This window comes from Nonomuraea sp. NPDC001699 (assembly GCF_053596455.1).
In genome coordinates this window covers 411,239-433,564 of sequence record NZ_JBSFGF010000001.1, presented here as the reverse complement: position 1 = coordinate 433,564, position 22,326 = coordinate 411,239, and the positions used below count along the sequence as shown (strand labels likewise).

Annotated in this window: 22 protein-coding genes; 10 read left to right on the top strand and 12 right to left on the bottom strand. The window is 71.4% G+C overall.

The window, feature by feature from the left end:
- Nucleotides 1-9: 9 nt before the first annotated feature.
- Genes ACWCSU_RS02150 through mtrA form a run of 3 tightly spaced genes read right to left on the bottom strand, consistent with a single transcriptional unit; the run spans nt 10 to nt 4,164 of the window.
- A complete protein-coding gene (locus ACWCSU_RS02150) occupies nt 10-1,734 on the bottom strand; it encodes an LpqB family beta-propeller domain-containing protein (RefSeq protein ID WP_357703050.1) in 1,725 nt (574 codons plus the stop codon).
- Nucleotides 1,721-3,469: an MtrAB system histidine kinase MtrB gene (gene mtrB, locus ACWCSU_RS02145; RefSeq protein ID WP_397040605.1), complete on the bottom strand. Its 1,749-nt coding sequence runs from the start codon at nt 3,467-3,469 to the stop codon at nt 1,721-1,723. The genes ACWCSU_RS02150 and mtrB overlap by 14 nt, the downstream gene beginning before the upstream one ends.
- Before the next feature lie 17 nt (nt 3,470-3,486).
- Nucleotides 3,487-4,164, bottom strand: a complete 678-nt coding sequence (gene mtrA, locus ACWCSU_RS02140) for an MtrAB system response regulator MtrA (RefSeq protein WP_043620615.1) — start codon at nt 4,162-4,164, stop codon at nt 3,487-3,489.
- 268 nt (nt 4,165-4,432) lie between these two features.
- On the opposite strand from mtrA, the gene ACWCSU_RS02135 reads away from it, so the two are divergent.
- Genes ACWCSU_RS02135 through ACWCSU_RS02115 form a run of 5 tightly spaced genes read left to right on the top strand, consistent with a single transcriptional unit; the run spans nt 4,433 to nt 9,937 of the window.
- Entirely contained in the window at nt 4,433-5,740 is a 1,308-nt protein-coding gene (locus tag ACWCSU_RS02135) for a glycerophosphoryl diester phosphodiesterase membrane domain-containing protein (protein ID WP_357703054.1), read from the top strand.
- Nucleotides 5,737-6,363 carry a DUF4129 domain-containing protein gene (locus ACWCSU_RS02130; RefSeq protein WP_364086420.1) on the top strand — a complete coding sequence of 209 codons (627 nt, stop codon included), beginning with the start codon at nt 5,737-5,739 and terminating at the stop codon, nt 6,361-6,363. The genes ACWCSU_RS02135 and ACWCSU_RS02130 overlap by 4 nt, the downstream gene beginning before the upstream one ends.
- Complete coding sequence (locus tag ACWCSU_RS02125) at nt 6,360-7,538, top strand: DUF4350 domain-containing protein (RefSeq protein ID WP_449932955.1); 1,179 nt, start codon at nt 6,360-6,362, stop codon at nt 7,536-7,538. The genes ACWCSU_RS02130 and ACWCSU_RS02125 overlap by 4 nt, the downstream gene beginning before the upstream one ends.
- Before the next feature lie 13 nt (nt 7,539-7,551).
- Nucleotides 7,552-8,508, top strand: a complete 957-nt coding sequence (locus ACWCSU_RS02120) for an AAA family ATPase (protein WP_357703060.1) — start codon at nt 7,552-7,554, stop codon at nt 8,506-8,508.
- 55 nt (nt 8,509-8,563) lie between these two features.
- A complete protein-coding gene (locus tag ACWCSU_RS02115; RefSeq protein WP_364086415.1) occupies nt 8,564-9,937 on the top strand; it encodes a DUF58 domain-containing protein in 1,374 nt (457 codons plus the stop codon).
- Here ACWCSU_RS02115 and ACWCSU_RS02110 read toward each other — a convergent pair.
- Nucleotides 9,934-10,926: a stage II sporulation protein M gene (locus ACWCSU_RS02110; protein WP_357702721.1), complete on the bottom strand. Its 993-nt coding sequence runs from the start codon at nt 10,924-10,926 to the stop codon at nt 9,934-9,936. The two genes, ACWCSU_RS02115 and ACWCSU_RS02110, sit on opposite strands and share 4 nt — an antisense overlap.
- 51 nt (nt 10,927-10,977) lie before the next feature.
- Between ACWCSU_RS02110 and ACWCSU_RS02105 the strand changes: the two genes are divergently transcribed.
- Nucleotides 10,978-11,904 carry an RDD family protein gene (locus ACWCSU_RS02105; RefSeq protein ID WP_449932951.1) on the top strand — a complete coding sequence of 309 codons (927 nt, stop codon included), beginning with the start codon at nt 10,978-10,980 and terminating at the stop codon, nt 11,902-11,904.
- 15 nt (nt 11,905-11,919) lie between these two features.
- On the opposite strand, the gene ACWCSU_RS02100 is transcribed toward ACWCSU_RS02105, so the two are convergent.
- Nucleotides 11,920-13,326, bottom strand: coding sequence for an LVIVD repeat-containing protein (locus tag ACWCSU_RS02100; RefSeq protein WP_449932949.1), 1,407 nt, complete (start codon nt 13,324-13,326; stop codon nt 11,920-11,922).
- Nucleotides 13,327-13,493: 167 nt separating this feature from the next.
- Between ACWCSU_RS02100 and ACWCSU_RS02095 the strand changes: the two genes are divergently transcribed.
- Nucleotides 13,494-14,126: a DUF305 domain-containing protein gene (locus tag ACWCSU_RS02095; protein WP_357702716.1), complete on the top strand. Its 633-nt coding sequence runs from the start codon at nt 13,494-13,496 to the stop codon at nt 14,124-14,126.
- Between the two features lie 17 nt (nt 14,127-14,143).
- Here ACWCSU_RS02095 and ACWCSU_RS02090 read toward each other — a convergent pair whose 3' ends face one another.
- Complete coding sequence (locus tag ACWCSU_RS02090) at nt 14,144-15,379, bottom strand: adenosylhomocysteinase (protein ID WP_449932946.1); 1,236 nt, start codon at nt 15,377-15,379, stop codon at nt 14,144-14,146.
- A 65-nt stretch (nt 15,380-15,444) separates the two neighbouring features.
- On the bottom strand, nt 15,445-16,878 hold the full coding sequence (gene ahcY, locus ACWCSU_RS02085; protein ID WP_449933718.1) for an adenosylhomocysteinase: 1,434 nt from the start codon (nt 16,876-16,878) through the stop codon (nt 15,445-15,447).
- Between the two features lie 96 nt (nt 16,879-16,974).
- Here ahcY and ACWCSU_RS02080 point away from each other — a divergent pair, with 96 nt between their 5' ends.
- A complete protein-coding gene (locus ACWCSU_RS02080; protein ID WP_357702710.1) occupies nt 16,975-17,310 on the top strand; it encodes a MerR family DNA-binding transcriptional regulator in 336 nt (111 codons plus the stop codon).
- Between the two features lie 3 nt (nt 17,311-17,313).
- Here the strand turns inward: ACWCSU_RS02080 and ACWCSU_RS02075 are convergent, their stop codons facing one another.
- The 5 genes from ACWCSU_RS02075 to ACWCSU_RS02055 are packed head-to-tail and all read right to left on the bottom strand — an operon-like array spanning nt 17,314 to nt 21,318.
- On the bottom strand, nt 17,314-18,240 hold the full coding sequence (locus ACWCSU_RS02075; RefSeq protein ID WP_357702708.1) for a cation diffusion facilitator family transporter: 927 nt from the start codon (nt 18,238-18,240) through the stop codon (nt 17,314-17,316).
- Nucleotides 18,241-18,288: 48 nt separating this feature from the next.
- The gene (locus tag ACWCSU_RS02070) at nt 18,289-19,395 is read right to left on the bottom strand and encodes an SIS domain-containing protein (RefSeq protein WP_449932944.1); all 1,107 of its coding nucleotides are present in this window, start codon (nt 19,393-19,395) and stop codon (nt 18,289-18,291) included.
- Nucleotides 19,392-19,559, bottom strand: coding sequence for a Trm112 family protein (locus tag ACWCSU_RS02065; protein WP_352323388.1), 168 nt, complete (start codon nt 19,557-19,559; stop codon nt 19,392-19,394). The genes ACWCSU_RS02070 and ACWCSU_RS02065 overlap by 4 nt, the downstream gene beginning before the upstream one ends.
- Entirely contained in the window at nt 19,556-20,908 is a 1,353-nt protein-coding gene (locus ACWCSU_RS02060) for a phosphomannomutase/phosphoglucomutase (protein ID WP_364086398.1), read from the bottom strand. The genes ACWCSU_RS02065 and ACWCSU_RS02060 overlap by 4 nt, the downstream gene beginning before the upstream one ends.
- Before the next feature lie 41 nt (nt 20,909-20,949).
- On the bottom strand, nt 20,950-21,318 hold the full coding sequence (locus tag ACWCSU_RS02055) for a DUF3499 domain-containing protein (protein WP_352323386.1): 369 nt from the start codon (nt 21,316-21,318) through the stop codon (nt 20,950-20,952).
- Nucleotides 21,319-21,525: 207 nt separating this feature from the next.
- Here ACWCSU_RS02055 and ACWCSU_RS02050 point away from each other — a divergent pair, with 207 nt between their 5' ends.
- Nucleotides 21,526-21,825, top strand: a complete 300-nt coding sequence (locus ACWCSU_RS02050) for an ArsR/SmtB family transcription factor (RefSeq protein ID WP_357702702.1) — start codon at nt 21,526-21,528, stop codon at nt 21,823-21,825.
- A 133-nt stretch (nt 21,826-21,958) separates the two neighbouring features.
- On the top strand, nt 21,959-22,318 hold the full coding sequence (locus ACWCSU_RS02045) for a metallopeptidase family protein (RefSeq protein ID WP_357702700.1): 360 nt from the start codon (nt 21,959-21,961) through the stop codon (nt 22,316-22,318).
- Nucleotides 22,319-22,326: the final 8 nt, after the last annotated feature.

The following is a 22,326-nucleotide window of genomic DNA, read 5'->3' as shown; positions in this document are numbered from 1 at the left end:
CGGGAGAGGTCAGCCCAGGGGGAAGAACGGGTTCTTGGCGCTGGGGTCGATCTTGCTCGTCCAGCCCTGCCGGTCCGGGTTGAGCTCGATGATCTTGGGCCCCTTGTCGGTGTTCGCCTCCGCGAGCACCCGCCCGATCAGCGCGGTCACCCGCTCCAGCCGGTCCTTCAGCGGGATCCCGATCGTCTCGCCGTCGCCGATGTCGATCTCGTTGAGTATCTGCCCGGCCTTGCTCTTGATGAGGACGAGCAGGTGCTCGTCGTCCTCCCAGGCGATGTCCTCGATCTCGTACTCGACCTCCGTCGAGGTCAGCGTCTGCAGGTTGCCGAGCATGGGCCCGTTGAGCCCCTCGCTCAGCGCGCCGAGCTGCACGGTGTTCTTGCCGGTGCGCAGGGCCACCCGCACGCCGTCCCTGGCGATCCTGAGCGCGGTGACGTCGAGGCCGTCGAGTCCGGGGGCGGAGACGCGCTCAGGCCCGTGTCCGCCGTTGGGGTCGTACCGCAGGACGACCTTGTTGTGCTGGTCGAACGTCCACAGGGAGCCGTCGCGGCGCCAGGTGGGGTCGGTGAGGTCGGCGCCCTCGATGACCTGCTGCCAGCGGCCCTCGGGGGTGAGCCCGGCGATCGAGATGCCGGTGGAGGTCCGGGCCGCGACGATCGCGCCGGTCTGCTGCGTGGACAGCGCGAACGCCTTGAAGTCGGTGTTCGACTCCCCCGCCGGTCCGGACACGGCGACGCCCGCGCCCTCGTTGTTGCTCATGACGTGCACGGACCCCTTGTTGGTGTAGTACGGCGTGTTGCCGCCGTTGTCCAGCCAGTGGGTCTCGGAGTTGGGCGGCTCGGTCCAGTACTGCTCGCCCTCGACCTGCACCTCGATGGTGCGGCTGATGGCGACCTTGTTGTTGGTCAGGCTGTACTTGAGCTGCGCCACCAGCGCGGCCTTCTCGCCGAGGTCGAGCGGCAGGAGCGGGCCCGACAAGTTGATCACGACGCGGTCGTCGCCGGTGCCGATCGACTCGACCTCGGTGCCCTCGGGGAACACGGTGCCCACGGCGCCGCGCAGCGCGCCGCTGGGCCCCTTGAGCAGCCGCCTGACGATGGTCTGGGCGAAGGTCTCGGTCGGCTTGAGCCGCAGGCACACCCGGTCGACGACCAGCCGCTCGCGGGCGCTGTTGAGGTAGTACAGGTTGGTCAGCCGGTACGCCCGGGCCACGTCGGACTTGGTGAGCAGCAGCCCGTCCGGCAGGTCGTCCACCCGGTAGACGCCCCGGGCGTCCTTCTTCAGCACGAACAGCCGCTCCGGCGCGTTCCCCGACAGCGGCACGTACGCGTCGTCGGGGTCTATGCGGGCGACCTGCTTGGCCTTGAGCCCGTACGTCTCCGCGGCGTCGCCCTCCACCGGGTCCACCTGGTACACGTCCTCGATCACCGTCACCGGCCCGGACGGCTTCCACTTGGCCTGGGCCTTGGGCGTCAGGTACTTGGCCAGCACGGAAGGGTCGTCGGGGTAGGCCGCCATGGCCGCCTGGAGCCCCTTGACCAGCAGCTCCGGGTCCCAGTCGTCGCGCGGCGCGACGGCGATCATGCGCTGGAACGGCTTGTTCAGCGGGTCGCCGCCCCCGGCGTCGCTCACCGTGTACGGCCCGGTGACCGGGATCACGGTGCAGCCCGACCCCGCGCAGGCCACGGCCGCGGCGATGGCGACCGCGGCCCCCATCCGCCTAGTCCTCGTCATGGCCGCCTCCGTCCCCCGAGGCCGGGAGCAGCACCGGCGTCATGTGGCTGCGCCAGGTGCGCCGCATCTCGATCTCGGGCGGCACCAGCGACAGCGGCGAGCCCTTGAGGTCGGCCCCGGCCAGCCGGGGCAGCGTGAGGCGGAACTGCGAGCCCTCGCCCGGCTGCCCCCACGCCTGGAGCCAGCCGCCGTGCAGCACGGCGTCCTCGCGGGAGATGGCCAGGCCGAGCCCGGTGCCGCCGATGGTCCTGGCCCTGGACGGGTCGGCCCGCCAGAACCGGTCGAACACCATCGTCTCCTCGCCCGGCTTGAGCCCGATCCCGTGGTCGCGGACGGCGACGGCGACGGCGTCGCGGTCGGCCCCCACGGTCACCACGATCTCCCTGCCCTCGCCGTGCTCGATGGCGTTGAACAGCAGGTTGCGCAGGATGCGCTCGACGCGGCGGTTGTCGACCTCGACCATGCACGGCTCGTGCGGCAGGCGGATGTCGAAGCGGGTGGAGTGGCGCTCGGCCAGCGCCTCGGAGTCGGCGATGGCCCGGTGGACGACGTCGCGCATGTCCACCGAGTCGATGTCGAGCGTGGCGGCGCCGGCGTCGTAGCGGCTGATCTCCAGCAGGTCGGCCAGCATCGACTCGAACCGTTCGAGCTGGGCCTGCATCAGCTCGGCCGAGCGGGCGGCCATGGGGTCGAAGTCCTCGCGGGCGTCGTACAGCAGGTCGGCGGCCATGCGGACGGTGGTCAGCGGCGTGCGCAGCTCGTGGGAGACGTCGGAGACGAACTGGCGCTGGACCTGCGACAGCTCCTCAAGCTGGTGGATCTTGAGCGCCAGGTTGGCGGCCATCTCGTTGAACGAGTTCGCCAGCCGGGCGAGGTCGTCCTCGCCGCGCACCTTGAGACGTTCGTCCAGCTTGCCGGCGGCCAGGCGCTCGGCGGCCTGGCGGGCCAGCCGTACGGGCGTGACCACCTGCCGGGTGACCAGGTACGCGATGGCGGCCAGCAGCAGGACGAGCCCGAGCCCCACCACGACGATGGCGAGCCGGACGTTGGACAGCAGCTCCTCTTCCTCGTTGAACGGGAAGAAGTGGTAGACCTGGTAGTCCTCGCCGGTCAGGGTCTCGTGCACGACCCCGGCGACCACGAACGTGAGCGTGGCCTGGCTCTGCCCGGCGAACCTGATCGTCTCGATGGACACTTCGGTCTTGCCGTACTCGGCCCGGTTCATGTACCTCTGCAGGCGCTGCCGGAGCGAGGCGGGCACGTCGGCCTGCACCACCCGGCCCGAGGCCCGCGACATGCCGGGCGTGGCCTCGTTGAGTATGAGGACGTCGTAGCGCTTCTTGGAGCCGTCCTCGCCGGACCCGGTGACGGTGTCCATGACCTGGTCGAGCGGGTTGACCTTCTGGTCGGCGTCGGCGGCCTTGGCCCCGTCGTCGGACGGCGGGATCAGCGCGTCGGCGATCTGCAGCCGGTCGGCGTAGGCCTCGTTGAGCGCGGACTGCTGGCTGCTCGCGATCACGGACCTGTTGATCTCGTCGGACAGGAACGTGCCGAGGACGACCACGACGGTCACCGAGATCACCAGTGTGCTGGTGACCACCTGGAGCTGGAGCGAGCGCCGCCACACGCTGCGCACCCGGCCCGCCGCACGACGCACCCTCCGGCGGACGCCGCCGAGAATCTGGCGGACCGTCCGTCGGCGGGCATTCCTGGTCGAGGGCCTGGTCGGGGGCATGGCGGGGCGGGGGAAGGCTAGGCGGGGCCGGCTTTGTAGCCCACGCCGCGGACCGTCACGACGATCTCGGGGTGCTCGGGGTCCTTCTCGATCTTGGCGCGGAGGCGCTGCACGTGCACGTTCACCAGCCGGGTGTCGGCGGCGTGCCGGTAGCCCCAGACCTGCTCCAGCAGGACCTCGCGGGTGAAGACCTGGCGCGGCTTACGGGCCAGGGCGACGAGCAGGTCGAACTCCAGCGGCGTGAGGTTGATCGTCTCCTCGCCGCGCTTGACCGAGTGGCCGGCCACGTCGATGGTGATGTCGCCGATCTGGAGGATCTCGGGCGTCGGCTCGTCGGTACGGCGCAGCCGCGCCCGCACCCGCGCCACGAGCTCCTTGGGCTTGAACGGCTTGACGATGTAGTCGTCGGCGCCGGACTCCAGCCCGAGCACCACGTCGATCGTGTCGCTCTTGGCGGTGAGCATCACGATCGGGACCCCCGACTCCGCCCTGATCCTGCGCGCCACGTCGATGCCGTCGGCGCCCGGCAGCATCAGGTCGAGCAGGACAAGGTCCGGGCGTGTATCCCGGAACGCGTCGAGGGCCTTGTCGCCGTCGGAGACGAAGGACGGCTCGAAGCCTTCTCCGCGCAACACGATGCCGAGCATCTCGGCGAGAGCGGCGTCGTCGTCGACGACCAGCACGCGACCTTTCATGGCCCCTCATTCGTTCTACGCATTGTGGGACATACCCGCACGATCGCTGAAGGTTACCCTTGGTCGGCCCATGTGTGGGACATGAGCCTCACGAAAGGCGAATTTTAGGTTCCCCCCGCAACCACAAACCCAGTCTGCGGTAACGGAGCGACTTTCGGCCATCCCCGGCAGCCTTCGTTGCCCTGATTCGCCGATAAATGAGGGCTGGATGAGCCGGCGAATGCCCTCCGTGACACCAGCCACCCGCCCAGCGTGCCAGGATTGGGATATGTCAGACGGTCACGGACGCACGCCCGAGACGCCCCCAGGCTGGTCTGCCGAACAGCCCCCGCCCTACAGCGCCCCGCAGGCTTCCCCGTGGACCGCGCCGGGCTCGCCCACGCAGACGCCGTACGGCCAACCGTACGAGCCGCAGGGCGAAGCCCCCCAGCCGCCGCCCTACGGCCCGCCGGGGCCTCAAACACCCTACCCCCAGCCGGGCCACCCGCACTCCGGTCATCCGCAACCCGGCCAACCCCAGTACGGCTACCAGCAGCCCGGCTACGGCTACATGCCGCCGCCCGCGCTGCGTCCCGGCATCATCCCGCTGCGCCCGCTGGGGCTCGGCGACATCCTCGACGGCACGATCAAGCTGGTCAGGTCCAACCCCAAGGCCGTGCTCGGCCTGTCGGCCATCGCCGCCCTGCTCGGCGCGGTGCCGCTGGCCGTGGGCCAGGCGCTCATGCTGGGCTCGATGGGCGACGCGCTGGAGGACCCGGCGTCGGCCTCCGCCGGCTACGACAGCGTCAACGGCGTCATCGCCCAGTACGGCGGCATGCTGGTCTCGTACGCGGTCCAGTTCGTCGTGGTCACGGTGCTGACCGGCGTGCTGACCCGCATACTCGGCCGGGCCGTCTTCGGCGGCAAGATCACCGCGGCCGAGGCGTGGCACCTCTGCAAGGGCCGCATCCCCGCGCTGTTCGGGGTCGTGGGGCTGATGGCCGTCATGATGGTCGTGCCCGTGGCCGTGTTCTTGGTGATCCTGTTCGCGCTCGCGATGAACGTCTCCTCCTCCGACGGCGTCGGCCTGATGCTCGGCGTGATGGGCCTGTTCGTCCTGCTCTTCATCCCGTACTACCTGTTCATCACCACGCGCTTCGCGTTCGCCGCGCCCGCCGTGGTGCTGGAGGGGCGGGGGCCGATCGACGCGATGCGGCGCTCGTGGCACCTGGTGACCGGTGACTTCTGGCGGGTGCTCGGCATCCTGCTGCTGACGTCGCTGCTGGTCGGGCTGTTGTCCGGGGTGCTGTCGGTGCCGTTCACGCTGGGCGGGACGGTGATCGGCGTGCTCGGCGGCGGCTCGCCCGGCTCGGCCGTGGCCGCGGCCGTGTTCATCGCCGTCGGCGGCACGCTGAGCGCGATGCTCTCCTACCCCTTCCAGGCCGGCGTCTCCGGGCTGCTCTACGCCGACCGGCGCATGCGCGGCGAGGCGTTCGACCTCGTGCTGCAGACCGCGGCGATCGAGCAGCAGCGCCAGGGGTGGGTGCACTCCTCCGCCGACGAGCTCTGGCACCCGTCCAACTCAGCCGGGTCGTGAGCCCGGTCGACCGGGAGGAGGCGGCCCGCAGAGCGGCCGAGGAGCTCCTCAAGCCCGGATACGAGAAGGAATCCCTGTTCGACCTGCTCTATCGGCGTTTCAACCAGTTCATCGGTGACCTGACCGACGCGGCGACGGGCGGCGGCTCGACCGGCGGGATCATCGCCGCCATCGTGATCGCGCTGATCATCCTCGGCGTGATCCTGCTGGTCGCCTGGCGGTTGCGCGGGACCGCGCGCAGGAACGCCATGGCCGTCGGCGGCCTCTACGGCGAACGCGTGCTCAACGCCGCCGAGCACCGCAGGGCCGCCGAACGCCTGGCCGCCGAGGGCGACTGGACGCAGGCCGTCCGCGAACGCCTTCGCGCCATCGCCCGTGACCTGGAGGAACGCGCCCTGGTCGACGGCATGCCGGGCCGCACGGCCGACGAGCTGGCCGCCGAGGCGGGCGCGGCGCTGCCCGCCTTCGCCGCCGAGCTGGCCGCCGCCGCCCGCTCGTTCGACGACGTCAGCTACGGCGGCGTGCCCGGCACGCAGGCCGCCTACCAGGCGATGAGCGACCTGGACGAGCGGCTGCGCCAGGCGCGGCCCGTCCCGCTGGCCGTGGGAGGCGTCCCGTCATGAGCCTGTCCACCTCCGCGCCGCCGGCCGCCTCCGCCCCCACCTCCCCCACCGCCCGCTCCACCTGGCGGGCGGGCCGCATGATCGTCGTGCTCGGCCTGGTCGTCGTCCTGTTCGCGGCGGCCGCGGTGCTGTTCGGCCCGCAGCGCGGCCCCTCGCGCTTCCTCGACCCGGCCGACACCTCGCTGGCCGGGTCGAAGGCGCTGGCGGAGCTGCTGCGGGCCAGGGGCGTCCAGGTCGACCGGGTCGACTCGGTCGAGGCGGCCGCCGGCAAGGCCGCGGACGGCGGCCGGCTGCTGCTGGTCACCGACCTGACCTACCTCGACGAGCACCGGCTCGCGCGGATCCCGGGCGACCGGCTGATCGTCGGCGACCTGCCCGGCCTCGACGTGCTGGCCCCCGAGGCGCGCACCCTGCGCGAGCCGTCGCGCGTGCGCTCCCGCGACCCGGAATGCGGGCTGCCCGCCGCCACGCGGGCCGGCAGCGCGTACATCGGCGGCCTGGTCCTGACCGGCCCGCCGGGCGCCGCCGCCTGCTACCCGGCCGGCGAGGGCCACTCGCTGGTCAGCTACCGCACCCCCGACGGCGCCACCACCACGGTCGTCGGCGACGGCGCGTTCATGACCAACCTGCGCCTGCCCGAGGACGGCAACGCGGCCCTCGCCCTCAACCTCGTCGGCACCGGCAGGCCCGTCACCTGGCTGGTACGCCCCGACAACCCGCCCCCGCTCGACCTGCCCGGCTCCGAGGGCAAGTCGATGTACGACCTGATGCCCCCGAGCATCCCCTGGGCGCTCCTGATGGCCTGCCTGACCGTGGTGCTCATCGCGTTCTGGCGCGGGCGCCGCCTCGGGCCGGTGGTCACCGAGAAGCTGCCCGTCATCGTGCGGGCCGCCGAGACGGTCGAGGGCCGGGGCAGGCTCTACCGCGCCAGGAAGGCCAGGCAGCGGGCCGCCGACTCGCTGCGCGCCGGCACGATCGACCGGCTCACGCCCCGCCTGGGCCTGGCCCAGGGCGCCGGGCCGCACGAGCTGGTCGCGGCCCTGGCCGCGCGGATCGCCGACGACCCGCGGGTGGTCGGCGCCGCACTGTACGGCCCGCCGCCGGCCGACGACGCCGGGCTCGTCGCGCTGGCCGGGTACTTGGACTCCATCGAAAGGCAGGTCAGTGAACTCTGAGGAGACATTCCGCGTGGCCCCCTCGGGCGAGGCGGCCAGGGAGGCGCTCGGCGCGCTGCGGGCCGAGGTGTCCAAGGCCGTGGTCGGCCAGGACGCCGTGGTCACCGGGCTCGTCATCGCCCTGCTGTGCCGGGGGCACGTGCTGCTCGAAGGCGTGCCGGGCGTGGCCAAGACGCTGATGGTGCGCACCCTCTCCGCGGCCCTGTCGCTCGACTTCAAGCGCGTGCAGTTCACGCCCGACCTGATGCCGGGCGACGTGACGGGCTCGCTGATCTACGACGCGAAGACCAGCGAGTTCGAGTTCAGGGAGGGGCCGGTCTTCACGAACCTGCTGCTCGCCGACGAGATCAACCGCACCCCGCCCAAGACGCAGGCGGCGCTGCTGGAGGCCATGGAGGAACGTCAGGTGAGCGTGGAGGGCTCGGCCCGGCCGCTGCCCGACCCGTTCGTGGTCTGCGCGACCCAGAACCCGGTCGAGTACGAGGGCACCTACCAGCTTCCCGAGGCCCAGCTCGACCGGTTCCTGCTCAAGCTGACCGTGCCGCTGCCGCCGCGCGAGCAGGAGATCTCGGTGCTCGAACGACACGCGCGCGGCTTCGACCCGCGTGACCTGTCCGACGTCAAGCCCGTGGCCACGGCCGAGGACCTGGCGGCCGGCCGCGAGGCGGTCTCCCAGGTGCACGTGGCCCCCGAGGTGCTCGGCTACATCGTCGACGTGGCCCGCGCGACCAGGAGCTCGGCGTCGCTGCAGCTCGGCGTCTCGCCGCGTGGCGCGACGGCGCTGCTGGCGGCCTCCAGGGCGTGGGCGTGGCTGTCCGGGCGGCCCTACGTGACGCCCGACGACGTGAAGGCGCTGGCCAGGCCCGCGCTGCGGCACCGCGTCCAGCTCCGGCCCGAGGCCGAGCTGGAGGGCGCGACCGCCGACGGCCTGCTCGACGGCATCCTGGCCTCGGTCCCGGTCCCGCGTTGATGGCCCGCTCCGACGAACGTGAGTGGTCCGCGACGCTGTCGCCCGGGAGGCGCCGATGGCTCTGACGGGACGCGCCGGACTGCTCGCCGCGGCCGGGATCGTGGTGGTGCTGCTCGCGCCGCAGCCCGCCGCCGCGCTGGCCGGGGTCTGCCTGCTGCTGGCCGCCGCGATCATCGTGGACCTGGTGTTCGCGGGCGCCGTGCGGCCGCTGCGGCTCCACCGTTCGGGGGACACGCTCGTACGGCTGGGGCAGACGGCCACGGTCGAGCTGATCGTGGAGAACCCGGGCCGCCGGCGGGTGCGCGGACGGATCAGGGACGCCTGGCCGCCCTCGGCCGGGGCCGAACCCCGGGTCGCCGCGCTCGACGTGCCGGCCGGTGAGCGGCGCAGGATCGTGGTCACGCTCAACCCGACCAGGCGCGGCGACCGGTCGTCGGTGGCGGTGACCGTGCGCTCGGTCGGGCCCCTCGGCCTGGCCGCCCGCCAGGGCAACCACCGCTCGCCGTGGTCGGTGCGCGTGTTGCCGCCGTTCCTGTCCCGCAAGCACCTGCCGTCCAGGCTGGCGCGGCTGCGCGAGCTCGACGGCCGGCATCCGGCGCTGGTGCGCGGGCAGGGCACCGAGTTCGACTCCCTGCGCGAGTACGTGGTGGGCGACGACGTGCGGTCCATCGACTGGCGGGCCACCGCGCGCCGCAACGACGTGGTCGTGCGCACCTGGCGGCCCGAGCGCGACCGGCGGGTGCTGATCGTGCTCGACACCGGCCGCACGTCGGCGGGCCGGGTGGGCGACGCGCCGGTCCCCCTGACCGGGGCCGCTGCGCAGGGCCCGGGGCTGCTGGTACGTCCCGACCCGCGGCCCGCCCCCGGCTGGCCGCGCCTCGACTGGTCGATGGACGCGGCGCTGCTGCTGGCCGCGCTCGCCGCCAGGGCCGGCGACCAGGTCGACTTCCTGGCCTACGACCGGGCGGTGCGCGCGTGGGTGAGCGGCGCGTCCCGTACCGAGTTGCTGTCGTCGCTGGTCAACGTGATGGCGCCGATCGAGGCCGAGCTGGTCGAGGCCGACGGGCAGGGCATGGTGGCCGCCGTGCTGTCCCGGGCCAAGCGGCGCTGCCTGGTCGTGCTGCTCACCGACCTCAACGCGGCGGCGCTCGACGAGGGCCTGATGCCGGTGCTGTCCCAGCTCTCCTCGCGGCACCTGGTGCTGGTCGCGGGCGTGTCCGACCCGCGGGTGGCGGCCATGGCGGCCAGGCGCGGCAGCACCGAGGAGGTCTACGACGCGGCGGCGGCCGAGCAGGCCCAGCTCGCCCGCAGGCGCATCACGGCCAGGCTGCGCCGGCACGGCGTCGAGGTCGTGGACGCGCCGCCCGAGGACATCGCGCCCGCGCTGGCGGACGCCTACCTGGCGTTGAAGGCCGCGGGCCGGCTCTAAGCGGTGGGGGCGACGTCGGGAGCGCGTTCGACGTCGCCGGTCTCGTTCTCGCGCAGGGCCCTGCGGCCGAAGACGATCACGTACGCCAGGAAGGCCGCCTCGGCGAGCACCCCGATGCCCACCCGCGCGGCCGTGGGCAGCCCCGACGGGGTCACGAACGCCTCGATCAGCCCCGACACGAACAGCACCACGACCAGGCCGAGCGCCACGCTCATCACCGCCCTGCCCTGCTCGGCCAGCGCCTCCAGACGTCTGCGCGGCCCGGGGTCGATCACCGTCCAGCCCAGGCGCAGGCCGACGGCGGCCGCCAGGAAGACGCCGGTCAGCTCCAGCAGGCCGTGCGGCGTGATCAGGCCGAAGAAGATGTCCAGCTTGTCCCTGGAGGCCATCAGCCCGGCCGAGACGCCGACGTTCGCGGCGTTGCTGTAGAGGATGAAGGGAATGGGGATGCCGAGCAGGATGGCGTAGATGACGACCTGGGCGGACACCCAGGCGTTGTTGACCCACACGTGGCTGGCGAAGGAGGCGGCGGGATTCTCGGAGTAGTAGTCGGCGAAGTCGTGGTCGACGAGCTGGGCGATCTCGTCGGGCGAGGCGATCGACGCCTGCACGTCGGGGTTGGCGGCCACCCACGCCCCCAGCACCCACGCGACCGCGATGCTGGCCAGCGCCGTGGCCAGCCACCACCGCCGCGCCCGGTAGGCGACCACGGGGAAGGAGACGGTGAAGAACCTGACCAGCTCCCGCCAGGCGGGCGTGTGCGCGCCGGTCACCGCCGACCTCGCCCTGGCGACCAGGGCCGACAGCCGTCCGATCAGCGCGGCGTCGCGGGAGGAGGAGCGCACGATGGACAGATGCGTCGACACCCGCTGATAGAGGTCGACCAGTTCGTCCACTTCCGCGCCGGTCAGCGAGGAGCGGTTCTTGACCAGGTGGTCGAGCCGGTCCCAGACGGGGCGGTGTGCTGTGACGAACGCGTCGATGTCCACCCGACCATTGTGGCCGCTCGTTCAGTGCGGCATTGCCGTTAGGCTCCACATATGTCAGAGGTTGTGACCGGGGACGCCGTCGTCGTCGAGGTGCGGGTGGCCCAGATGCCCTCGCGCGCGGTGGCGGTCGTCATCGACATGGCGGTGCAGGTCATCGTGCTGATCGGCGCGTACATGCTCCTGGGCGCGTTCGCGATCGTCACGGACGAGGCCATGTTCGGCGCGGTCATGATCGTCCTGCTGGTGCTGGTGATGGTCGGCTATCCGGTGCTCTTCGAGACGCTCACCAGGGGGCGCAGCCTCGGCAAGCTGGCGCTCGGCCTGCGGGTGGTCGCGGACGACGGCAGTCCGGAGCGCTTCCGGCAGGCGCTGTTCCGCGGTCTGGCCGGGCTGGTGGAGTTCTGGATGCTCTCCGGGGCGCCCGCGCTGATCTCCTCGCTGGTCTCGCAGCAGGGCAAGCGGCTCGGCGACATCTTCGCCGGGACCATCGTGATCTCCGACCGGGCGCCGCGCGAGAGCGGGCAGGCCATCCTGATGCCGCCGCCGCTGGCCGCCTGGGCCGCCACCCTGGAGCTCTCCCAGCTTCCCGAGGAGCTCGCGCAGGCCGCCCGCCAGTACCTGACGCGCTGGCACGACCTCACGCCGCAGGTCCAGCACGAGATGGGGCTGCGCATCGCGAGGCAGACGGCGGCCTTCGTGTCGCCGGCCGCGCCCGCGGGGGTGCCGCCGCACGCGTACCTGAGCGCGGTGCTGGCCGAGCGCCGGCGGCGGGCGGAGGCCCGCTTCGCGCGCCAGGCCGCCGCCCTGGTCGCCGGGTCCGCGCCCAGGCCCACGCCGTACTCGCCGTATCCGACGTATCCGCAGCAGGGGCCGTACCAGCAGGCGCCCCACCCGGTGCAGGCTCCTCACCGGCCTCAGCCGGGGCCCGCGCCGGAGCCGCCGAAGGCGACTCCGGGCGGGTTCGCGCCGCCGCAGTGAGCCGGCGGCGCGGGACTACTTGCCGCCGGGGACGCCGCGCCCGTGCTCGGGGTACGAGCCCTGCGTCTGAGCGTTCAGCTGGCCCATCTTGACGCTGTTGGCCTGGTTCGTCCGCGGGTCGTTGAGCTTGAGCACGTCCAGGCCCAGGTTGAAGTCCGAGCCGTAGATGTAGCCGTTGTAGTAGTACGCCGACCAGAAACCGCCGTCGAGCGGCGGGGCGGTCTCGTCCGGCCCGCGCTCGAAGTAGGCGATCTCCTGCGGGTTGGCGGAGTCGGTGAAGTCCACCACCGAGATGCCGCCCTGGTACCACGCCTGCACCATGACGTCGCGGCCCTTGACCGGGATCAGCGAGCCGTTGTGCGCGACGCAGTTCTCGGTGTCGGCCTGGTGACGGGCGATCTTGAAGTAGCCCTTGAACACGAGCTGCCCGCCGACGATGTCGTAGTAGGCGTTGGCGCCCTTGTTCGGGCCGATGGCCTCGTTGCAGGTGGCCCGGCTGCCGCCGCCCAGCTCGTCGGTGAAGACGACCTTCGTGCCCTCGTTGTTGAACGTGGCCGAGTGCCAGAAGGCGAAGTTCACGTCATCGCGCACCTTCGCGGTGACCTTGGGCTGCTCGGGGTTGGAGATGTCGAGCAGCACGCCCTCGCCCATGCAGGCGCCCGCGGCGATGCCCTTCTCGGGGTAGGCGGTGATGTCGTGGCAGCCGGTGGTGGCCGACTTGCCGTTCGGGTACGGCAGCGGCAGCCCGGGGTTGCCCCCGTCGGGGAACAGGTTCGGCGTCGCGATGACGGCCGCGGCGGTCGGGTTGTCCAGCGGCACCTTGATGATCGAGATCAGGTCGTGCGGCGGCTTGCAGTCGGGGTAATTGGCGTTGGGGCCGTAGGAGGAGACGTAGATGTAGACGTTCTTGCCGGCCGGGTCGGGCACCAGCGTGTTCGTGTGCGAGCCGCAGTTCGTCTCGACCGACTTGATGTACTTGGGGTTGGACTTGTCGCTGACGTCGAAGATGCGCATGCCCTCCCACGACTCCTTGACGGAGGCGCTCTGGGACGTGCTGCTGCACGAGTCGTTGTTGCGCGAGGAGTCGACGGAGCCGAACAGCAGGTTGCCGTAGACGGACATGTCCATCTGGCCGCCGGGGCACACGACCGAGCTCACGAGCGAGGTCTTCTTCGGGTGCTTGATGTCGTAGATGGAGAAGCCGTAGTAGTTGCCGACGAAGGCGTAGTCGCCCTGGAAGGCCATGTCCGTGTGGATGTCGGACAGCGCTTCCGGCTTGGGCACGTTCGCGACGTGCGTGATGTTCGAGCTCATGACGATCTCGCCTGGAGCCGGGATGTCCGCAGCCTGGGCGGGCAGGGTGGCGCCCGTTGCCGCGACGAGGGCGGCTACCAGGATGAGGGCCCTGCGGGGGGTGAACACTCCGTGGTCCTCCTATAAAGGGGGCATAAATCTCCGCCATCGTCGCTCACTCCCCGCGACCTGGCCAGCGTCCAATGTGTCAAATCTTGTTCCGTTTCGACCTCTTTCCTTCGGGCGATTCATGGCCTAGAGTCCGCATTCTCGTCCCAAGCCAGTCAGGAGGCCGAGTGCGCGGCGCGCTCATCGTCATCGCGGGCACGCTGATTGCCCTGTCCGGCTGCTCCTCGGGCGCCTCCTCCCAGCCGCGGGCCGACTCCACCGCGCCGGTGCTCGCCCCGGGCCGTCCGGGCGAGCAGGCCCGCACGCTGGCCCCCGGCGACGCGGCCACCGCCGTCCCCGGGCCCACGGCCAACGCCGCCGACATCACGTACGTCCAGGACATGATCGTCCATCACCAGCAGGCCCTCGACATGACGATCCTGGCTCCCACCAGGGCGGACTCGGTCAAGCTCAAGAGCCTGGCCGACCGGATCAAGGCGGCGCAGGGCCCGGAGATCCAGTTCATGTCCACCTGGCTCAAGCAGCAGGACCAGAAGGTGCCCGACCATCACGCGGCGCACGGCGACATGCCCGGCATGGCCACGCCCGAGCAGATGGCGAAGCTGAAGGCGGCCACGGGCAAGGACTTCGACCGGCTGTTCCTGGAACTGATGATCAAACACCATCTGGGCGCGCTCGAAATGTCCGACCAAGTCCTGACCCGCGGCTCGCACATCAAGATCGAGGAGCTGGCCACGGACGTCAGCGTCACCCAGACGGCCGAGATCCGCCGCATGCAGGAGATGCAGGCGGCCCTCTAGGGGCTCTCAGCAGCCCGTCAGGAGCCGACCCGCCAGGAGTGGAGGTAGTCCTCCTGCTCGGGGGTCAGCGTGTCGATGCCGATGCCGGCGGCGGCCAGCTTGAGCTTGGCCACCTCGTGGTCGATCTCCTCCGGCACGTCGTACACGCCGGGCGCCAGGCCCGCCCGCTGCCCCGCCAGCCAGGCCACGGCCAGCGCCTGCGCGGAGAACGACATGTCCATGACGGCCGCCGGATGCCCCTCGGCGGCGGTCAGGTTGACCAGACGGCCCTCGGCCAGCAGCAGCAGTCGGCTGCCGTCGGGCATGACGTACTCGTCGGTGTTCGGGCGCACCCCCCGGTGCACCTCGTGCGCCATCTCGTCGAGGGCCCGTACGTCGATCTCCACGTCGAAGTGGCCGGCGTTGGCCAGGATCGCGCCGTCCTTCATGACCGACAGGTGCTCGGCCCTGATGACGTCCCGGTTGCCCGTCACGGTGACGAACAGGTCGCCGACCATCGCCGCCTGGGCCATGGGACGCACCTCGTAGCCCTGGAGGGTGGCGTCGAGGGCCTTGACCGCGTCGATCTCGGTGACGATGACCCGGGCGCCGAGCCCCTTGGCCCGCTCGGCCACGCCGCGCCCGCAGAACCCGAACCCGGCCACCACGACCGTACGGCCGGCGAGCATGGTGTTGGTGGCCCGCATGATCCCGTCGAGCGTGGACTGCCCGGTGCCGTACCGGTTGTCGAACATGCGCTTCGTACGGGTGTCGTTGACGGCCACGACCGGGAACCGCAACGCCTGCTCGGCCGCCATCTGCCGCAGCCGGATGATGCCGGTCGTGGTCTCCTCGCAGCCGCCGCTCACACCGTCCAGCAGGTCGGTGCGCTCGGTGTGCAGGATGTTCACCAGGTCGCAGCCGTCGTCCAGCACGAGGTCGGGCCCGAGGTCGAGGGCCCGGTGGATGTGCAGGTAGTAGGTGGCGCGATCGACCCCGGCACGGGCGTGCACGGCGATCCCGTACGCGCGCAGGGCCTCGGCCACGTCGTCCTGGGTGGACAGCGGATTGGAGGCGGCCAGCGCGATCTCGGCGCCGCCCGCCTTCAACGCGCCCATGAGCACGGCCGTCTCGGCCGTGACGTGGAGGCAGGCCGCGATCTTCAGCCCGTCGAGCGGCCGTTCGAGCGCGAACCGCTCGCCGATGGCGGTCAGCACCGGCATCGAGCGCGCCGCCCAGGAGATCTGCCGCTCGCCGCTTTCCCAGAGATCCATGCCCAGCCCCTCGCGAAAGAAGCGGCTCCGGGAGGGACCAGGCCCTCCCGGAGCCGCCCTGCGGATCAGTAGCGGTAGTGGTCGGACTTGTACGGGCCCTCGACGTGCACGCCGATGTAGGCCGCCTGCTCCTTGGTCAGCTCGGTGAGCTTGACGCCGAGCGCGTCGAGGTGCAGGCGGGCGACCTTCTCGTCGAGGTGCTTGGGCAGCGTGTAGACGCCGGTCGGGTATTCGGCCGTCTTGGTGAACAGCTCGATCTGCGCGATCACCTGGTTGGTGAAGGAGTTGGACATGACGAAGCTGGGGTGGCCGGTGGCGCAGCCCAGGTTCATCAGGCGACCCTCGGCCAGCACGATGATCGAGTGGCCGTCGGCGAAGACCCACTCGTCGACCTGCGGCTTGATGTTGTTCTTCACGATGCCGGGCAGCTTGGCCAGGCCGGCCATGTCGATCTCGTTGTCGAAGTGGCCGATGTTGGACACGATCGCCTGGTGCTTCATCTGCGCCATGTGCGCGGCGGTGATGATGTTGAAGTTGCCGGTGGTGGTGACGAAGATGTCGGCGATGCCGACGACCTCCTCCAGCGTGGTGACCTGGAAGCCGTCCATGGCCGCCTGGAGGGCGCAGATCGGGTCGATCTCGGTGACGATGACCCGGGCGCCCTGGCCGCGCAGCGCGTCGGCGCAGCCCTTGCCGACGTCGCCGTAGCCGCAGACCACGGCCACCTTGCCGCCGATGAGCACGTCGGTGGCGCGGTTGAGGCCGTCGATGACGGAGTGGCGGCAGCCGTACTTGTTGTCGAACTTCGACTTGGTGACCGAGTCGTTGACGTTGATCGCCGGGAAGAGGAGCTGGCCGTTCTTGTGCATCTCGTAGAGACGGTGCACGCCGGTGGTGGTCTCCTCCGTCACGCCCTTGATGCTCTCGGCGATGCGGGTCCAGCGCTTGTCCTCGCCGACCGTGCGGGTGAGCAGGTCGATGATGACGTGCCACTCCTCCGGGTCGTCGGCGCCGGCGGGGGGCACGGCCCCGGCCTTCTCGTACTCGGCGCCCTTGTGGACGAGGAGCGTGGCGTCGCCGCCGTCGTCGAGGATCATGTTGGGGGCGTCACCGTTCGGCCAGGTGAGGGCCTGCTCGGTGCACCACCAGTACTCCTCCAGCGTCTCGCCCTTCCAGGCGAACACGGGGACGCCCTTCGGGTCCTCCGGGGTGCCGCCGGGGCCTACGACGACCGCGGCGGCGGCGTGGTCCTGGGTGGAGAAGATGTTGCAGCTCACCCAGCGGACCTCGGCGCCGAGCGCGACCAGCGTCTCGATGAGCACGGCCGTCTGGATCGTCATGTGCAGGGAGCCCATGATCTTCGCGCCGCGGAGGGGCTGGGAGGCCGCGTATTCCTTGCGCATCGCCATGAGGCCGGGCATCTCGTGCTCGGCGAGCCGGATTTCCTTGCGGCCGAAGTCGGCAAGTGAAAGGTCGGCGACCTTGAAGTCCATCGGGATTCCCCTCGCGTCACGATTGGTGTCGCGGACGAGTTTAGGCGGCGCTCGGGCGGCCTCGCATCTCCGAGACGGCGAAACTGACGTAAGAATGTAAGGATGCGCATCACGGAAGCAGCCAAGCGGCTCGGCATGTCCCCACGAATGCTCCGATACCGGGAGGCTCTGGGCCTGCTGCCGCCCGTCCGGGAGCGCGGTGCGCACCGCAGATTCGGTCCTGACGAACTCGCCGCCGTGGCCCAGGGGGTGGAGCTGGAGAAGCGGTTCGACGTCTCGCCCGCCGAGCTGGCCTTCGCGTTGCGCGTGCTGAGCGAGCCCCAGGTGGCCGCGGCCGTGCGCGAGCTGGGCGTGCGCATCGGCCGCATCCAGGTGCCGCGCAGGGCCCTGGACTTCGAGAAGGAGAAGGCCCTGAGGCTGCTGCGGCCCCGGGGCTGAGCGTCAGCCGGCAGTCGTACGCAGCCGGTCGAGGTCGGGCTCCAGGTAGATCACCCGCGCGATCGGCACGGCGTCGCGGATGCGTCGCTCGGCCTCGTCGATGCCGCGGGCCACCTCGCCGGCCGTGTCGTCGTGTGCGACCGCGATCTTGGCCGCCACCAGCAGCTCCTCGGGGCCGAGGTGCAGCGTGCGCATGTGGATGATCCTGGTCACCTCGGGGGCGCCCTCCAGCGCGACCCGGATCTGCTCCTCGACCTCGGGCGAGGCGCCCTCGCCGAGCAGCAGCGACTTGGTCTCGACGGCCAGCACGATCGCGATGACGGCCAGCAGCACGCCGATCATGAGGGTGCCGATGCCGTCCCAGACGCCGTCGCCGGTGACGACGGCCATCGTCACGCCGAACAGCGCGAAGACCAGGCCGAGCAGCGCGCCCAGGTCCTCCAGCAGGATGACGGGCAGCTCGGGCGACTTGGAACGGCGGATGAAGGCGAACCACGACTGCTTGCCGCGCAGCGGGTTGGACTCCTTGACCGCCGTACGGAACGAGAAGCCCTCGGCGATGATCGCGAAGATCAGCACCGCGAACGCCCAGATCGGCGCATCGACCTCGGCCGGCGAGGAGATCTTGTGCCAGCCCTCGTAGATCGAGAAGACCGCGCCGATGGTGAACAGCACGACGGCGACCACGAACGCGTAGAAGTACCGCTCGCGCCCGTAGCCGAAGGGATGGGCCTTGTCGCTGGCCCGCTGGGCCCGTTTGCCGCCGATCAGGAGCAGGAGCTGGTTGCCCGAGTCGGCGACGGAGTGGATGCCCTCGGCCAGCATCGAGGACGACCCGGTGAAGAACGCCGCCACGAACTTCGCCACCGCGATCGCCAGGTTGGCGCTCAGCGCCGCAATGATTGCCTTGGTGCCACCACTCGCGCTCACCGGTCGTCTCCGCTCATAAGATCACCTGCATGGACCTGACATGGGATCCTATTGCGAAACCCTTGCCCGAAGCTCAGTGATCGTGGCCACAGGCGTCGGATCGAGCGCGTAGCCGAGGGCCAGGTAGGTGGCGGCGTAGTCCGCCAGGCCGACGAGCGCGGCCAGCCGTTCGAGCGGATGCAGCCCCTCCGCGGTCAGCTCGCTGACCGGCACGTCCCGGTCGCGCGCGAGCCGCAGCGACGCCTCGCGCTGCCGCGTCACCTGAGGATGCTCCTCGACGTCGCGCAGCATGACGAGCCTGAGCGTCGGCCCGGCCGTGTCGGCGAAGATGTCCCGCTCGGCCAGCGGCCCCTCCAGGGCGGCCACCTGGTTGTGGCCCGCCTCGGGCAGCTCGCCGAAGACGGCGGGGTACTTGCCGGTCTCGTTGAGCTGGCAGGCCAGCCGGTACGCCGCGGCACGGGCCACGGGCGAGGAACCCCAGATCATCGGGATGCTCTCGGCCAGATCCATGGCGAGGGACTTGCCCGGGTTGACGAAGGACTCGCTGGAGGGACGGCAGCGGTTGGCGATGTCCTCAAGGGTCGCGGCCACCCGCTCGAACACCTCGGGCCCGGCCGTGACCAGCCCGAGCGCGGACGCGGCCACGATCACCGGGGTCGTCAGCAGCCACAGGGCGGCCCTGGGCGGACCGTCGGGCCGCACCGGGACGTGGATCGCCGACGCCTGCACGGCCACGGCCTCCAGCGGCGAGCCCGGCGGGCACACGGCCAGCAGCCCGCACCCCCGCCGGACGGCCTGGACGGCGAGGGAGACCGTCTCCTCCTCGTCGCCGGTGGCGGAGACGGCGATGACCAGGTCGGTCGCGCCGACCCAGCCCGGGAGCTGGTAGGACCGCAGCGTCATGATCGGCAGCGGCACGCCGTTGCCGCACACCGCCGCGAGGATGTCGCCGGTCAGGCCCGCCGTGCCCATGCCCGCGACCACGACGGCCCGCGGGCGGCCCTGGCCGACCAGCCGGTCGACGCCGGCCTCGACCGCGGCACGGCGACCCGTGCGCACCTGGGCGGCCGAGGCCGCGACCGCGAGCAGCATGCCGCCCGGATCGGCCTCGGTGAGGTGATGCTGGTCATCGAGCCGCCCGGGCTCCCAGGTCACGGCTTCCTTGCCTCATCGACCAGCAGGACGGGGATGTCGTCGCGCACGGGGTAGATCAGACCGCAGTCCGTGCAGACCAGCTCCTCGGTCTCGGCCTCGGCGCGCAGCGGCGCCTTGCAGGCCGGGCAGGCCAGGATCTCCAGCAGCCAGTCGTCGATCTTCACAGTGACACCCTTCCCACGATGGCGAGGACCTCGTCCTTGATCGCCTTCATCTTGCTCTCGTCGGCCGCCTCGGCGTTCAGCCTGAGGAGCGGCTCGGTGTTGGACGCGCGCAGGTTGAACCACCAGTCGGGGCCGGTGATCGTCAGGCCGTCGAGCTCGTCGACCTCGCCGCGGCCCGCGAAGGCCGCGCGCACGAGCGCCAGCGCCTCGCCCTGGTCGGCGACCGCGCTGTTGAGCTCGCCGGAGGCGTGGTAGCGGGAGTAGGCCGCCACCACCTGCGACAGCGGGCGGTCCTGCTCGCCCAGCGCGGCCAGCACGTGCATCGCGGCGAGCAGGCCCGAGTCGGCGAACCAGAAGTCGCGGAAGTAGTAGTGGGCCGAGTGCTCGCCGCCGAAGATCGCGCCGGTGCGGGCCATCTCCGCCTTGATGAAGGAGTGGCCGACGCGCGTGCGCACGGGCTCGCCGCCGTGCTCGCGGACGATCTCGGGCACGCCGAGCGAGGTGATCACGTTGTGGATGATCGTGCCGCCGGGGTCTTTGGCCAGCTCGCGGGTGGCCACCAGGGCCGTGACGGCCGACGGCGAGACGGACGCGCCACGCTCGTCGATCACCCAGCAGCGGTCGGCGTCGCCGTCGAAGGCGAGGCCCAGGTCGGCGCCGCTCTCGACGACGGCCCGCTGCAGGTCGAGGAGGTTCTGCGGCTCCAGCGGGTTGGCCTCGTGGTTGGGGAAGTCGCCGTCGAGCTCGAAGTAGAGCGGGACCAGCTCCAGCGGCAGGCCCTCGAACACGGCCGGGACCGTGTGGCCGGCCATGCCGTTGCCCGCGTCGACGACGACCTTGAGCGGCCGGATCGCCGACAGGTCGACGAGGGAGCGCAGGTGGTGGGCGTAGCCGGACAGCAGGTCCTTCTCGATCAGCGACCCGGTCGGGGCGGCGGTGGCGGCGCCCACCAGCTCGGCCGCGCGGTCGCGGATCTCGCTCAGGCCGGTCTCGCCGCCGATCGGCACCGCGCCGCCGCGGCACATCTTCATCCCGTTGTACTGGGCCGGGTTGTGGCTGGCGGTGAACATCACGCCGGGCAGGCCCAGGCTGCCGCTGGCGTAGTAGAGCAGGTCGGTGGAGCCCAGCCCGGCGAACACGACGTCGGCCCCGCGCGAGCGGGCGCCCCTGACGAACGCCTCGGCCAGCGGCACGGACGACTCGCGCATGTCATGGGCGACGACGACGGACACGGCCCCGGTCACCTCGACGAACGCCGCCCCCACGGCCTCGGCGATCGGCTCGTCGAGCTCGCCGGGAACCACCCCGCGAACGTCGTACGCCTTGAAGATCTTGGCGAGGTCGCCCACTCTTCAGCTCCGCCCTAGGTCGTTTGTCGTGTGAAACGAGCCTACCGGTCGCGGTGCTGCTGGGCCGACCGAAGAACGCGCAGGTGGCCCCTGCGCCCGACCTCGACCCCTTGGCCGACCGGCTCGCCGCTGCCGGACGGTGTGGGCCTGGCGGCCTCCCTGACCGCGTTGGCCAGCGCCTCCAGGTCGTCCGAGCTGGGGGAGTTGCCGTCGGTGGGGAGCCGGACGACCTCCCAGCCGCGGGGAGCGGTCAGCCGCTCGGCGTGTTCGGCGCACAGGTCGTAACAGTGTGGCTCGGCGTACGTCGCCAGAGGGCCGAGAACTGCGGTCGAGTCGGCGTATACGTACGTGAGCGTGAAGACGGCAGGCTGGCTGCAAGCGGTGCGGGAACAGCGGCGGACGGGGCTCACGGAGGGACCGTATCTGCTAAGAGTGCGAGGCGCCACTATCTGAGCGCTCTTAACGAGCGTGTCGCCACAATTCGGACACCTGTCGCAGGCTTTCCACCCACATGCACCGATGCGCGCGCCTGAGGGACAACCTTGCCCCGTCGCCGTTGACGCCACACCGGTCGCCCTGTACTTTCTCCATCAGTTAATTAACCACCAAGGAAAGTGATGAGCCGGGACGATCAGCTGAACGCCGTCTTCGCGGCCCTCGCCGACCCGACGCGGCGGGCGATGCTCGCCCGGCTGACCGAGGGCGAGGCGACCGTCGGCGAGCTGGCCGAACCGTTCGACCTCACGCTGCCGGCCGTCTCGAAGCACGTGAAGGTGCTGGCCCGCGCGGGGCTCGTGGAGCAGGGCCGGCAGGCGCAGTGGCGCCCGTGCCGGCTGCGTCCCGAGCCGCTGCGCGACGTGCTGACGTGGATGGAGCAGTACCGCGAGTTCCTCGACCCCCGCTCCGGACCGCGATGACGCGGGGCGGGGGTTCCGGGGGTTCGCGGGCGGGTGCCCTTACACTTGGTCGGTGACTCCAAAGCGCGGTCCCAGACGGCGCGATCGCCACGGTCGTGGCCTGCGCGGCCCCCTCGCCCCCTCCCACGTCCCCATGGCCCGTTCCCGCAGCGAGCGCTTCGACGACCTCGTGCTCGACGCCGTCGACCGGCTCCGGCCGCGATGGGACAAACAGCTGTCCGCCGTGGAGTTCGCGGTCGAGGAGGTGCCGCCGCTCAACGAGCTGGGCGACGGCCCGAGCATGGGCACCGAGCCCATCCCGTTCGGCCGCGCCGACGCGGCCAGCGGCCAGTCGCCCGCCTCCGTGGTGATCTACCGCCGCCCGCTGGAGGCCCGTGCCCGCGACCGCGACACCCTGGGCGCGATGGTGCACGACACGGTGGTCGAGCAGGTCGCCACGTTGCTCGGCCTCGCCCCCGAGACCGTCGACCCGGGCTACGACGACCGCCGCTGACCCGTCCG

Excerpts from the sequence above, each read along its gene's own strand:
- ACWCSU_RS02150 (WP_357703050.1), bottom strand. The coding sequence starts at position 1,734 with ATGACGAGGACTAGGCGGATGGGGGCCGCGGTCGCCATCGCCGCGGCC.
- mtrB (WP_397040605.1), bottom strand. The coding sequence starts at position 3,469 with ATGCCCCCGACCAGGCCCTCGACCAGGAATGCCCGCCGACGGACGGTC.
- mtrA (WP_043620615.1), bottom strand. The coding sequence starts at position 4,164 with ATGAAAGGTCGCGTGCTGGTCGTCGACGACGACGCCGCTCTCGCCGAG.
- ACWCSU_RS02135 (WP_357703054.1), top strand. The coding sequence starts at position 4,433 with ATGTCAGACGGTCACGGACGCACGCCCGAGACGCCCCCAGGCTGGTCT.
- ACWCSU_RS02125 (WP_449932955.1), top strand. The coding sequence starts at position 6,360 with ATGAGCCTGTCCACCTCCGCGCCGCCGGCCGCCTCCGCCCCCACCTCC.
- ACWCSU_RS02115 (WP_364086415.1), top strand. The coding sequence starts at position 8,564 with ATGGCTCTGACGGGACGCGCCGGACTGCTCGCCGCGGCCGGGATCGTG.
- ACWCSU_RS02105 (WP_449932951.1), top strand. The coding sequence starts at position 10,978 with ATGTCAGAGGTTGTGACCGGGGACGCCGTCGTCGTCGAGGTGCGGGTG.
- ACWCSU_RS02090 (WP_449932946.1), bottom strand. The coding sequence starts at position 15,379 with ATGGATCTCTGGGAAAGCGGCGAGCGGCAGATCTCCTGGGCGGCGCGC.
- ACWCSU_RS02080 (WP_357702710.1), top strand. The coding sequence starts at position 16,975 with ATGCGCATCACGGAAGCAGCCAAGCGGCTCGGCATGTCCCCACGAATG.
- ACWCSU_RS02050 (WP_357702702.1), top strand. The coding sequence starts at position 21,526 with ATGAGCCGGGACGATCAGCTGAACGCCGTCTTCGCGGCCCTCGCCGAC.
- ACWCSU_RS02045 (WP_357702700.1), top strand. The coding sequence starts at position 21,959 with ATGGCCCGTTCCCGCAGCGAGCGCTTCGACGACCTCGTGCTCGACGCC.